The 13,229-nt window shown below is 37.9% G+C and carries 12 protein-coding genes; 9 read left to right on the forward strand and 3 right to left on the reverse strand.

Features of this window, described 5'->3' with window-relative positions; all coding sequences use genetic code 11:
• The first annotated feature begins 29 nt into the window (after positions 1-29).
• From RR45_RS05485 to recD2, 4 genes are all read left to right on the forward strand, one after another.
• Positions 30-1,454, forward strand: a complete 1,425-nt coding sequence (locus tag RR45_RS05485) for a hypothetical protein (protein WP_031365485.1) — start codon at positions 30-32, stop codon at positions 1,452-1,454.
• Between the two features lie 1,029 nt (positions 1,455-2,483).
• Positions 2,484-3,002 carry a tRNA (cytidine(34)-2'-O)-methyltransferase gene (locus RR45_RS05490; RefSeq protein WP_031365486.1) on the forward strand — a complete coding sequence of 173 codons (519 nt, stop codon included), beginning with the start codon at positions 2,484-2,486 and terminating at the stop codon, positions 3,000-3,002.
• Positions 2,999-3,616 carry a histidine phosphatase family protein gene (locus tag RR45_RS05495; RefSeq protein ID WP_031365487.1) on the forward strand — a complete coding sequence of 206 codons (618 nt, stop codon included), beginning with the start codon at positions 2,999-3,001 and terminating at the stop codon, positions 3,614-3,616. Before RR45_RS05490 ends, RR45_RS05495 begins: the two co-directional genes overlap by 4 nt.
• Positions 3,606-6,014, forward strand: coding sequence for an SF1B family DNA helicase RecD2 (recD2, locus tag RR45_RS05500; protein ID WP_031365488.1), 2,409 nt, complete (start codon positions 3,606-3,608; stop codon positions 6,012-6,014). Before RR45_RS05495 ends, recD2 begins: the two co-directional genes overlap by 11 nt.
• A gap of 151 nt (positions 6,015-6,165) precedes the next feature.
• Here the strand turns inward: recD2 and RR45_RS11200 are convergent, their stop codons facing one another.
• The 3 genes from RR45_RS11200 to rpsT all read right to left on the reverse strand — a co-directional run bounded on the left by RR45_RS11200 (position 6,166) and on the right by rpsT (position 7,210).
• Positions 6,166-6,330, reverse strand: coding sequence for a hypothetical protein (locus RR45_RS11200; protein WP_167362592.1), 165 nt, complete (start codon positions 6,328-6,330; stop codon positions 6,166-6,168).
• 49 nt (positions 6,331-6,379) lie between these two features.
• Positions 6,380-6,865, reverse strand: a complete 486-nt coding sequence (locus RR45_RS05505) for a YkgJ family cysteine cluster protein (protein ID WP_031365489.1) — start codon at positions 6,863-6,865, stop codon at positions 6,380-6,382.
• 90 nt (positions 6,866-6,955) lie between these two features.
• Positions 6,956-7,210 (reverse strand): 30S ribosomal protein S20, encoded by a 255-nt coding sequence (rpsT, locus tag RR45_RS05510; RefSeq protein WP_031365490.1) that lies wholly within the window; start codon positions 7,208-7,210, stop codon positions 6,956-6,958.
• Between the two features lie 286 nt (positions 7,211-7,496).
• Between rpsT and RR45_RS05515 the strand changes: the two genes are divergently transcribed.
• Genes RR45_RS05515 through RR45_RS05535 form a run of 5 tightly spaced genes read left to right on the forward strand, consistent with a single transcriptional unit; the run spans position 7,497 to position 13,222 of the window.
• Positions 7,497-8,144, forward strand: coding sequence for a bifunctional 2-keto-4-hydroxyglutarate aldolase/2-keto-3-deoxy-6-phosphogluconate aldolase (locus RR45_RS05515; protein ID WP_031365491.1), 648 nt, complete (start codon positions 7,497-7,499; stop codon positions 8,142-8,144).
• 1 nt (position 8,145) lies between these two features.
• On the forward strand, positions 8,146-9,141 hold the full coding sequence (locus RR45_RS05520) for a sugar kinase (protein ID WP_031365492.1): 996 nt from the start codon (positions 8,146-8,148) through the stop codon (positions 9,139-9,141).
• A gap of 15 nt (positions 9,142-9,156) precedes the next feature.
• Positions 9,157-10,764 carry a mannitol dehydrogenase family protein gene (locus tag RR45_RS05525; RefSeq protein ID WP_072353615.1) on the forward strand — a complete coding sequence of 536 codons (1,608 nt, stop codon included), beginning with the start codon at positions 9,157-9,159 and terminating at the stop codon, positions 10,762-10,764.
• Between the two features lie 21 nt (positions 10,765-10,785).
• Complete coding sequence (gene uxuA / locus RR45_RS05530; RefSeq protein WP_031365494.1) at positions 10,786-11,859, forward strand: mannonate dehydratase; 1,074 nt, start codon at positions 10,786-10,788, stop codon at positions 11,857-11,859.
• A gap of 28 nt (positions 11,860-11,887) precedes the next feature.
• A complete protein-coding gene (locus tag RR45_RS05535; RefSeq protein ID WP_031365495.1) occupies positions 11,888-13,222 on the forward strand; it encodes a gluconate:H+ symporter in 1,335 nt (444 codons plus the stop codon).
• The last annotated feature ends 7 nt before the right edge of the window (positions 13,223-13,229 follow it).

Here is a 13,229-nt window from a genome sequence, read left to right on the forward strand (position 1 = left end):
CAGGAATGATGACTTGAGAGGAATACAAAATGAAAAAAGAAAAATACGCCAAACTTTTTAAAGCGATTGTTGGTCGAGAATTGACACCTCAAGAATTTTTACAGGCCAAAAAAAATGGTTTTGATCCAAAACAAATTAAGAAAATTGCTGGATTGACTGCTGAGAATACTGATACGGTATTTAAAACTGCACCAGAAAAACAAGTGCCAGTTTCGGATAAAACAGTTGAGAAAACTTCTGAAAAAATCGAGAATATGACACATGTGTCACCTGAAAGAATAGAAGGGCAAGAGTCACAACCTAGTAAATCTGAGACTAAGAAGAAAATTCCGACTCAGTTGCTCATTGCAATAGTAGCTATCTTGGTCGTTGCTGTTGGCATTTTTGGATTTGTTAAAACGAGACCAGTTGATGTTACAAAAGATATCAAAGTAACTTTCTCAGGCTATGACGGGTATGGTCATGCAAGCTATAATTCAGAAAAAGTCTATCAAGTCATTGCAGAAAAAATGGCTGTTAAAGCAGGATTTTCTAAAGTTGAATCACATCAACTTATCAGCATGAATTCTCTTTCTAATTATTTAACAAACGTTAAATATCGGTCAAAAGCGACAAAACTGATGAAGTGGACTGAAGGTTTAAAGATTACCTTTGATGCCGGCTCAAATTTGAAAAACGGCGATAAAGTAATCTTTAAAATCAAACCCGAAAAGGGAACCCCTTTAAAAGCAGTTGATAAAACATACACAGTTAAAGGCCTCAAAAAAACTAAGAAAGTATCAGCTAGCTCTTTAACTAAAGGAAAAATCACATTCTCTGGTTATAATGGTAATGGTAGTGTCAAGTATGACGATAATAAATTTGAAATTATCTCAGATGATGTATCAGGCACCTTGTCTAACGGTGATGAGTTAGAATTTGAATTTACGCAAGATTATATAGATACACTATTGACAGAGGGCAAAGCCGTCACTGATAAAACTATTGAAGTCAAGGTTTTTGGATTGAAAGATGTCAATGACATAAGTAAAGTTGATACCCTATACAGCAAAATTCCTGATTTAGTAAAAGAAGACTATAAAGATAAACCTGCAGGTGAATATGGCACTTATGACTTAACTTATAAGATTGAACCACAAAAATCTTTTATCAAAGTTTCTGAAGATAGTTATGATGATGAAACACGCTTGTCATTAGTCATCACTTACAAAATCATAAAAACACAAACTTGGGTAAAAGATGACACTTGGGACAACAAGAAAAAGGGCGATGTTGAGACAAAAGAGATTTATACCTATTTTGGCTATCAAAATGTCAAAATTTATAAAGATGCTGTCGTTCTTTCTGACTTGTCTAAAACATATGGTTCAACTTGGTCAAATTACCTTGATATGGATGCTGTGTATGCTGATTTGGAGCAAAGTGGCTATGGTGACTATCAATCTAAAAACTAATAATTAGACATCTATCAATTTTACTAGGTGTTGCCGACTATACTTAATGATTTTTGATTTAGTCACTCTGAATCGGTGTAGGCTTGGAGGATATGGAGAAATAAAATTCATATTAATAAGTAAAAATGGTTGACAAAAACTTAATAAATTGATAATATTGTTCTTATAGAAATTTGTTTCAATCAAACCTGTTATGATTAAAGCAAATCTCAACTACCGACTAGGGTGCTTGCTGAGACTGACTCCGAGCACTCTAGTTTTTTTTGTGGAATTTCTTCGTTAGCTCTCACCTCACAACCGCAAGGTTGCTACGGTTCAGCTGCCTTGAACTTCCACAAAAAACAAGTTTTTGCGTAATTTCTTCGTTAGCTCTCACCTCACAACCGCAAGGTTGCTACGGTTCAGCTGCCTTGAACTTCCACAAAAAACAAGTTTTTGCGTAATTTCTTCGTTAGCTCTCACCTCACAACCGCAAGGTTGCTACGGTTCAGCTGCCTTGAACTTCCACAAAAAACAAGTTTTTGCGTAATTTCTTCGTTAGCTCTCACCTCACAACCGCAAGGTTGCTACGGTTCAGCTGCCTTGAACTTCCACAAAAAACAAGTTTTTGCGTAATTTCTTCGTTAGCTCTCACCTCACAACTGCAAGGTTGCTACGGTTCAGCTGCCTTGAACTTCCACAAAAAACAAGGTTTTGCGTGATTTATTCGTTAGCTCTCACCTCACAACTGCAAGGTTGCTACGGTTCAGCTGCCTTGAACTTTCACAAAAACAAGTTTTTGCGTGATTTATTCGTTATCGCACAGTTCGCAACCGTAAGGTTTGCTCACTTCCTCTGCCGTGAACTTCCACAAAAAACAAGTTTTGTGGAAGTTATTCGTTATCGTACAGTTTTCAACCGTAAGGTTTGCTCATTTCTTACGTCTAGAGCTCATGCAAATAAGTTTTTATCATTTTTATCACTTTTTGTTTCGTCAATTTGTGATAGTTTCTGAAAAAAATGGCAAAATCTGCTATAATAATATCTATTATGACAAATCACATTGTACTTTTTGAACCACGTATCCATTTTAATACAGGGAATATTGCCAGAACCTGCGCAGCGACGAACACACACCTACATCTGATTCGTCCTTTTGGTTTTGAGGTTACAGACAAGAACCTCAAGCGTGCGGGACTTGACTACTGGCATAAAGTCGATATCACATATCACGACGATTTAGAAGCTTTTATGACTTGTTTTAATGCGGATGAGGCTGCTCAATTACATCTGATTACGAAATTTGCAGAACATGATTACTCAGAAAAAGGTCTTTACACTGAACAGTCAAATCACTATTTCCTTCTAGGGAGAGAAGATACTGGCCTACCTGAACCTTTCATGCGTGAACATCCAGAAAAAGCTTTGAGAATCCCAATGAATGATGAACACGTTAGAAGTCTGAATCTATCAAATGCTGCAGCTATCGTCATTTACGAATGTTTGAGACAGCAACATTACCAAGGCTTGGAACTCGTTCACACTTATGAGAAAGATAAATTAAAATGAAAATTTATTTTGTACGTCATGGTAAAACACAGTGGAACCAAGAGCGCAGACTCCAAGGGATGACAGGGGATTCCCCTTTACTACCAGAAGCCTTAGTTGAAATTGCGGCACTTGGTGATTATTTGTCAGACATCCAGTTTGATGCTATCTTTTCAAGTCCTTCAAAACGTGCGATTGATACAGCAACGATTTTATCAGAGCATAATCATCAGTCACAGGATATTGTCAAAAAAACCGAGTTATTCGAATGGAATCTCGGTATTTTTGAGGGCATGTTAATTGATGAAGCATATCAAAAAGATCCAGAAAATATGGCAGCGTTTCGACATCATCCAGAACAGTTTTGGGGTAACCCAATCGGTGCTGAAAACTTAGGAGATGTTTACCGTCGTTTTATCCGTTTTATGGATTGGTTGAGTAAGCAAAACTATGAAAACGTTTTGGTTGTCAGCCACGGTGCTTTTTTGTCAAGCACGATAAAAATGCTGACAGGTACGCCCATTGGCGAATTAAGACCTGGTGGCGTTGGTTTGAATAACAATACCCTATCTATCGTCGATTATGACGGAGATAAATATACCTTAACCCATTGGAATGAAAAGCATGGTAGATAAACTTTATGTTACGGGAACGATTGAAGCAATTTTCTTCAGTAATCCGTCGAATTTTTATAAGGTTCTTTTGCTGGAAGTGACAGATACTAATACTGATTTTTCAGATAGTGAAATTGTGGTCAATGGCATCATTGGAGATGTAGTTGAGGGAGAGAGCTATAAGTTCTATGGTGAATTAACCAATCACCCTAAATATGGCGAACAGTTAAAGGTATCGACTTATGAGAAAAATGTCCCAACCTCTGGTGCAGGACTCGTTAAATACTTATCGAGTGAGCATTTTCCAGGGATTGGTCAGAAAACAGCGGAAAAAATTGTTGCTATATTTCCAGAGAACACAATTGATGGTATTTTAGATGAACCAGAGCGCCTATCAGGCGTTTTAACAGATGTGAAATTGAAAGCTTTCGTTAAACGCTTGTCTGAGAATCATGGCATGGAAAAAATCCTCTCTAAACTTGCTAAGTATGAATTACCAAGTAAGATTAATTTCCAGATTTATGAGCTTTACAAAGAAGATACGCTAGAGGTGATCAAGGATAACCCCTATCAACTTGTTTTTGAAATCAAAGGTATTGGCTTTAAAAAAGCAGACAAAATTGCTGAAGACGAAGGGATTTCAGCGACAAGTGATGCACGTATTCAGGCAGGTTTGATTCATACGGTGCTGACTAATTCGCTAGAAATTGGCGATACTTATATTGAAGCGCGAGATCTCTTGGAAAAGACGATTGATTTATTAGAATCAGCCCGAAATGTTGAAATATTGCCGAATCAAGTGGTTGAAAATATTAATTTTCTCCTATCTGATGGCAAACTTCAAGCTAACGATACTAAAATATTTGAGAATTCCCTTTACTTTGCGGAGGATGGTATTCATCAAAGACTGAGTAAATTAGCCAATCGTATCAGTGAGACAGTTGACGCGGATAAGTTTGATACCATTATCCAAGAAGTAGAAGCAGCACTTGACATTCGTTATGATAGTTTGCAAAAAGATGCCATTTATAAGGCGCTGACGCATCAATTTTTCATTTTGACAGGTGGTCCGGGTACCGGGAAAACAACGGTCATTAAAGGCATTATCCGTGCCTATGCAGCTTTGCACAAAGTAGACTTGAATCCAGACAATTATACAGATGATGTCTTTCCAATCGTTCAGGTTGCGCCAACTGGTCGTGCAGCACGTCGGATGAATGAGCTGACTAGCTTACCTGCGGCGACCATTCATCGGCAGTTGGGACTGAACTCGGATGATTTAGAAGACGATTTTGGCAATGATTTGTCAGGAAGCCTGTTAATCGTCGATGAATTTTCGATGGTGGATACCTGGCTTGCTAATAAATTATTTGCTGCTATTCCGCCGTCCATGACGGTCATCCTAGTTGGCGATGCCGACCAACTTCCGTCTGTTGGACCAGGACAGGTTTTTGCAGATTTGTTGAAGATTCCTGATTTTGCATCGGTGAAACTGGACAAAATTTTTAGACAGGGTGAAGGCTCGACCATTACCAATCTGGCACACGGCATCAAAGATGGTCAGCTCCCGCCTGATTTTACGGCTAAGAAGCCAGATCGTTCTTATATCGAGAGTAACGCGGCTAATATTCCAAACTACATTGGGCAGATTGCCAGCGCTTGGCTGAAACGTGGGAATGATCCCTTTGATTTACAAGTGCTGATTCCGATGTATAAGGGCATTGCGGGAATTAATCATGTCAATAAGGTCCTGCAAGAATTATTTAATCCGCTAGAGGAGCGCTTGGAATTTGCTTTTCAGGAGACTGTTTTTCGGCAAGGGGATAAGGTGCTGCATCTGGTCAATGAAGCAGCGCTAGATGTCTTTAACGGCGATATCGGTGAAATTACCGATCTTGTGCCTGCCAAGTATACCGAGTCCAAGCAGGACGAGATCGTCATGAGTTTTGATGGTAATGAGGTTATTTATCCGAGGGGCGAATGGTACAAGATTACGCTTGCCTACGCGATGTCGATTCACAAGTCGCAGGGGAGCGAGTTTCCGAGTGTCATCGTGCCTATGGTGTCGAGTTATAGCCGGATGTTGGAGCGCAATCTCCTTTATACCGCCATTACGCGTGCCAAGCAGTCTTTGATTTTGCTTGGTGACAGTAGGAGTTTCCAGACAGCCGTCGCCCGTCAAGGTGCTAATCGCAAGACCTATCTGGTTGAGCGTTTTGGCATAGAAGTGCCTGAGTCTGAGGTGCATGGTGATCAGGCTGCTGAAACCGTTGAACCTTCATTAGTCGTAGAAGAGGTTGTCTCAGAAAATGTAACAGCGCCTGAATCCTATATTTTGACAGAGGATAATGTTACGACGATTGATCCTATGATTGGACTGACAGAGCAGGATTTTGAGCTGTTTTTTGGGCAGTCTTGATAGGTTGATTTGCTATTGAAAACTCCTAGATTTTAGTGATAGAATCTAGGAGTTTTTATGATGTTTGAAAGTGGTGGTGGGACTAAATGTGTGGCATAAAAATTAGTGTTTTTCTGAAATATAGTAAGGATACTTCGCGTAACCACGGTAATTATGATAATAAGGATAGTTTCGCTTGAATTTCTGATATCAATTTCAAATCAAATGTTGGCTCTAGTTTGATGTCAAACATGAGCTCATCCTTACGGTCTAAATGATTGAACAAGTTTTTAGCAGTTGAAAAACTAGGAGAAGTGTCAGGAATGTCGCCAGTCATGATTTGGATAAATCTGAACTTTTAGAGATGTCCTGAAGATTTGGGCAGTTTAGGCTAATCGTTCTCGCAACTTCTCAACAAACAGATAAGTCGCAGGACAGATCAAGGTATTCTTGAGCGTCAGATGATTAATCTGAAGAAATTTTTTGCGATCTGTATGCGGGAACTCCCGACAGGCTTTGGGTCTGACGTCATAGACATCACAAAGATTATCAGAGCCTAAAAAGGGACAGGGCATGCATTGGAAGATTTTATCACCGTCTTCATCGACTTGGAGGTATTCTGACTCAAAATTAGCCAATTTCATGCGTAATCGTTTCGCAACTCGCTCAATGTCACTTTCTGTAAAGAGTGGTCCAAGCGATTTGCAACAATTGGCGCACTGGGTACAGTCAATTTCTGTAAAGACTTCATCGTGAAGTTCTTTGGTTAATTTATCCAGATTTTTAGGTGTTTTCTTTTTAAGTGACGTCAAAAACTGGCGATGTACTTTTTGTTTTTGAAGTGCCAAATCTCTATAATGTTCGATATCCATAACTTATATTTTAGCATAAAAATAACACAAAAAAAGATACTCTGTAAAGAGTATCTGTCTTAATCTTAATCCAAAATCGTGAAATAAAACTTATTTCACCAATTTTTTAGCTAAACGTGATTTATCACGGTTAGCTTTATTTTTATGGATTAAACCTTTGGAATGAGCTTTGTCGATTGCAGCAGATGCAGCGACATACAATGCTTGCGCATCATCAGAGCCAGCAGCAACGGCAGCTTCAAATTTTTTGATTGAAGTGCGCAAAGCAGCTTTTTGAGCAGAATTACGTTCATTTTGAATGATATTCAACTCAGCACGTTTGATGGCAGATTTAATGTTAGCCATGTTTGTTCTCCTTGTTAATGATATAAAATTGATGCATCAACTTTACTCAATATTTAAATTTATACTGCGTAAAACACAATACAAAACTATTGTATCATTTATAATACCATAATGCAAATTTTATTTTTCAAGGCGTTAATTTTGTTATGATTTAATTTAATATCATAAGAAAATGATAAAAAATCGAAAAAAAATAAATTTACCACTTGACAATGAAAGCGTTTACTGTATAATTGTTTTATAAAAAGGAAATCGAGTTTCTTAATAAGAAACAATAGGAGGCGTTATGAGAAAACAAAAGACACTTTGTCAGTTGAAAGAAGCTGGAGTTATTGCAGTTGTTCGTGCTGATTCAGTACAAGAAGCTATAGAAGCTTGTCATGCAGCAATTGCTGGTGGTCTAACAGGTATTGAAGTTACTTATACCACACCGGATGCAAGCGAGGTAATCAGAACCCTGGTAGCTGACTATGCAAATCAACCAGAAATTGTGATTGGTGCTGGGACAGTATTAGAAGAAGTGACAACAATTGAGGCGATTAATGCCGGTGCAAAATTTGTAGTTAGTCCTTGCTTTGATGAAGAAAGCGCTAAAATGTGTAATCTCTACCAAATTCCATATTTACCGGGTTGCTTAACACCAACTGAAATTCATACTGCTCTTAAGTTTGGTGTCGATATTATCAAGTTGTTTCCAGGTAGTAGTTTCTCACCTAGCTATGTAAAAAACATCAAAGCACCATTACCACGTGTGAATATCATGCCAACAGGTGGTGTCAATTTGGATAATATTGCGGAATGGTTTGCAAATGGTGTAGTGGCAGTAGGTGTAGGGGGAGATTTAATGGCACCACTTGCTAATCATGATTATGAGGGCATCACAGAAAAAGCCAAGGCTTATAAGTCAGCTTACTTACAAGCAGTAGGACAGTAAGATGGCAAAAGTTCTATGTTTTGGAGAATTGCTATTAAGATTAGCAACAAATCGATCTGAATTTATTCAAGATCAGGGAAGATTAACAAGTAATTTTGGTGGCAGTGAGGTAAATGTCGCAGTTGGTCTATCTCACTTAGGAAATGATACACAGTTTCTAACCGCCTTACCAACAGATGATATTGGTAAGGCAGCACGACAATTTTTAGTATCACATCAGGTAAGTTTAACACAGGTGAAAAGTGCCGAGGGACGAGTTGGCATTTATTTTGTTGAGATGGGAGCAGGTAATCGTGCATCAAACATCATCTATGACAGAAAGTATTCAAGTTTTGCGCAAGTTAGCGTGAGTAAAGAAGAACTCAGTAAAGCGTTAGATGGACAAGATGCTGTTTTCATATCAGGTATTACGCCAGCCTTATCAGATAATCTTTATCAGACAACCATCCTATTGGTTCAGTTAGCTAAAAAACGGGGAATCACAGTGATTTATGATAATAATTATCGTGAGAAATTATGGTCAAACAAACAAATAGCTTTTGATAAACTAAAAAAATTATTACCAATGATTGATGTGCTATCTGTAGGCATTTTAGATATTCGTGCCATTTTTCAAGATGATAGCATTTCTGATTTAGAAGACGCTTACCGCCGTTTACTATCTAAATACCCTAATTTGAAGATGTTACTTTCAACTAATCGTGAAACAATTTCTGCTGAAGAATATCGCTTACAAGGAAGTGTGTATACCCAAGGCAAATTGTACCAAAGCCCCAAACAAGCAATTTATCAAGTTGTTGACCGAATTGGGACAGGAGATAGTTATGCATCAGGTGTGATTCATGGTTTGTTAAAAGGAGAGACACCTCAAAATATTGTTGATTTTGCAACAGCCAATGCGATACTAAAACACACGGTATATGGAGATGTTGCAATATTTACCGAGTCGCAAGTAAAAGCCTACATGGCGAGTTTACCAGGTGTGATTAACCGATAAAAGAAAGGATGATTGATGATGAGTGGGAAATGGATGAGCAATACAGCAGTTTTGGAGGAAAACCAAGTTAAATTACCAAAATTTGACCAAGTATTAATGCGCAAAAAGACAGTTGAGAGACTGCAATGGGCACATTTAGGCGGTGGGAATTTGTATCGCTGTTTCCATGCCAAAATTGCACAAGATTTGATTAATTCAGGTGAATTAGAAACCGGTGTTGTTGTTTTTGATACATTTGGAAAAGAGTTGATTGAAAAAGGCTACCATGCCAATGATAATCAGACTTTATCAGTAATTTTAAAAGCAGATGGGAGTGTTGATAAAGAGCTCATTGCTTCAACAGCAGAAGCGCATTACTTTAATGCAAGTAACCATGATAGTGTAGTACGTATGAAGGAAGTGTTTCAAAATCCGTCATTGCAATTTGTGACGGTGACCATCACAGAAAAAGGGTATGCGGTAAAAGATGTTCAAGGAAACTTGACACCAGAGGCAAAATCAGATATTGAAGTTGGTCCAAATTTCAGACAATTAAAAACAACAATGGGGCAATTAGCCTACTTGATGTATTGTCGTTATAAGAGCAGTGCGGCACCATTGGCCCTAGTATCAACAGATAATTTTTCACATAACGGACAACGTTTTAAAGATAGTTTATTAGTGATTATACAAGGCTGGATTGATAAGTGGAATTTGAACGTTGATTTCTTATGGTATCTATCGGATGAATCGCGTGTCGCTTTTCCTTACTCAATGATTGATAGGATTACACCACTCCCAAGTTCGAGTATTGCCAATCAATTGACAAAAGATGGGATTTCAGGGATGACAGTTGACAATCCGAGCTTTGCTGCGTTTGTTAATACTGAAGAAACACATTATCTTGTCATTGAAGATAAATTTCCTAATGGTCGACCAAAATTAGAAGATGCAGGTGTTTATTTGGCTGACCGTGAGACGGTCAATAATGCAGATTTGATGAAAGTGTGCTCGTGCTTAAATCCTCTGCACACATCGCTTGCTATCTTTGGTTGTCTACTAGGTTTCAATAAAATCTATAAAGAAATGCAAGATGAAGATTTATCAGAGTTAGTTAAGCGTGTCGGTTATGTAGAAGGTTTACCAGTTGTCGTCAATCCCAAAATCATTGATCCTAAACAATTTATTGATGAGGTAATCAATTTACGTTTAGTGAATCCTAATATCCCTGATACACCACAACGTATCGCTTCTGATACGTCCCAAAAAGTAAGTATTCGCTATGGCGAAACAATCAAGGCTTACATGTCAAGTGACAATTATGAAACAAGTGAGTTGACTTTTATTCCGCTGACTTTAGCTGCATGGTTGCGTTACTTGTTAGCAGTAGATGATGATGGCAACGCTATGACACTTAGCCCAGATCCGTTATTAGAAAACTTACAGGCTCAATTAGCAAGCGTAAAATTAGGGCAAAAGGTCAATGCTCATGAAATTTTACAACCAATTTTGAGTAACGATAGAATCTTTGGTGTCAATTTATATGAAGCTGGTATTGGTGAAAAAATTGAAAATTACTTCACCGAGTTAGTAGCAGGTAGTGGGCAAGTACGTGAAATCTTGCATCGTGAATTATCAAAATAAATATGAGAATGGAGAAATCAAATGCAAATGACATTACGTTGGTTCGGTAGTGACCAAGACCATGTGAAATTGGAACAAATTCGTCAAATCCCAGGAGTTCAAGGTGTCGTAGGAGCCTTGTATGATGTACCAGTCGGTGAGGTATGGCCAAAAGAAAAAATAAAAACTTTGAAAGATGAAGTAGAGTCAGCAGGTTTGACACTTGAAGTCATTGAATCAGTGAATATTCATGATGATATTAAAATTGGTTTAGCAAGTCGAGATCAATATATTGAAAATTACAAGCAAACCATTCGAAATTTATCAGAAATTGGTGTTAAAGTCATCTGTTATAATTTTATGCCTATATTTGACTGGCTAAAAACAGATTTGCATTTTCAATTACCGGATGGTTCATATACGATGAAATATGAAAAAGCAGGGATTGAAAAAACACCACAAGAAATGGTCAATGAAGTCCTTAATAAAAGTAATGGTGTCGTTCTACCAGGTTGGGAACCTGAACGTTTAGCTCATGTCATGGAACTATTTGAGGCTTATAAGGACGTAAATGAGGAAAAATTGCGTGAGAATTTCAAGTATTTCATGAGTGCTATCATTGATACTTGTCAGGAATGTGATGTTAAAATGGCAATTCATCCTGATGATCCACCCTACTCAGTTTTTGGTTTACCAAGAATCGTGAAGAATCGTGAAGATTTGGATTGGTTGATGACTTCAGTTGATAATCCATATAATGGGATTACATTCTGTACAGGATCAATTGGAGAAGATCCGGCTAATGATGTCGTTGCAATTGTAGGGGAATTTGCGAAACGTGATCGCATTCCATTTGCACATATCCGTAATATTAAATTCTTGAATCAGACAGATCATTTTGAAGCACCACATTTATCATCTGAAGGTTCTCTTGATATGCACGCTGTTGTAAAAGCCTTATACGATAACGGTTTTGATGGTTATATTCGTCCTGATCATGGTCGTATGATTTGGGGTGAAGAAGGTCGTCCAGGTTACGGGCTTTATGATCGTGCTATTGGAGCAAGCTATTTACAAGGGCTTTGGGAAGCTATTGTTAAACAGGGGAAAGATTAAATTTATCTAGTAAGGGAATAAACAAAAAATGGAAATATATCTATCACTATTTTGGGTACTACTCGGAATCGGTATTTTGATGGTTCTGAATTTGAAATATAAGTTACATAATCTTTTGAGCTTAATCATGGTTGGAATCTTTGTTGCCTTTATGGAAGGCATGTCAATTGAAAAGATTGTCAGTGTTATACAGGCAGGATTAGGCAGTATCCTTGGACACTTAGCTTTAATCATTATATTTGGCGCAGTAATTGGTAGAATTATGACTGACTCAGGTGCAAGTCAAAAAATCGCAGATACAGTTATCGCAAGATGTGGTAAGAGATATTTACCAATCGGTTTGATGTTTATTGGCATGATTTTTGGTATTGCAATGTTTTATGAAGTCGCTTTCTTGATTGCTGTACCGTTGATTATCAATATTGCTAAAAAAGCAAACATTCCTTATATGAAGTTGGTAATTCCAACAGTTATTGGTGCAACAGTTGGACATAGTCTGTTCCCACCACAACCAGGACCGGTGGCGCTTGTTAGTGCATTTGGGGTAGATATGACTCAAATGTATATCTTTGGCTTTATTGTTGCGGTTCCGGCGATTGCAGTTGGTGGTTTGTTACTACCTAAAATTTTACCTGGTCTTGAACACTTACCATTGCGTGAAAGTCTTGAACCAAAAGAAATTGGTACTAAAAAAGATTTGCCATCATTTGGTATTAGTATCTTGATTCCTTTGATTCCTGCTATCCTTATGATTACTGCCTCTGTTGTGAAGATGTCTGTTGGTGAAAAAACAGATTTAGGTAAAATTTGTAATTTCATTGGTAGTGCTGAAATTTCTATGTTGCTTGCGACACTGGCAGCCATGTACTTACTAGGTTACCGTCGTGGTATGAATAATGAACAAATGGGGCGCATGATGAATCAATCAATCGCTTCTATCTCAGATGTATTAATTGTAATTTCTGCTGGAGGTATCTTAAAACAAGTTATTATTGACACAGGTGTTGGCGATAAAATTAGCGAGTTAGCTGGTCAATTACCAGTTTCACCATTAATAATTGCATGGCTAATCACAGCAATTATTCGCATCTTAACAGGTCAGGGTGCAGTCGCAGCGATTACGGCAGCGGGAATTGTAGCACCTATGATTGCCACCAATAATATTAATCCCGCTTTAATGGCGCTTGCTGTTGCTTGTGGTAGTAACACTATGACGATGATGTATGATGGCGGTTTCCTCTTGTTCAAAGAAACTTTTGGTATCTCGATGAAAGATACTTTTAAAACTTGGGGAGGACTAGAGCTTGCCAACTCAGTTGTTGGTCTCAGCGTCGTTTTGATTTTGAGTTTGTTTATTCATTAAATATAAA

This window comes from Pseudolactococcus chungangensis CAU 28 = DSM 22330 (assembly GCF_002441885.1).
In the GTDB taxonomy this organism is placed as follows: Bacteria; Bacillota; Bacilli; order Lactobacillales; family Streptococcaceae; genus Pseudolactococcus; species Pseudolactococcus chungangensis.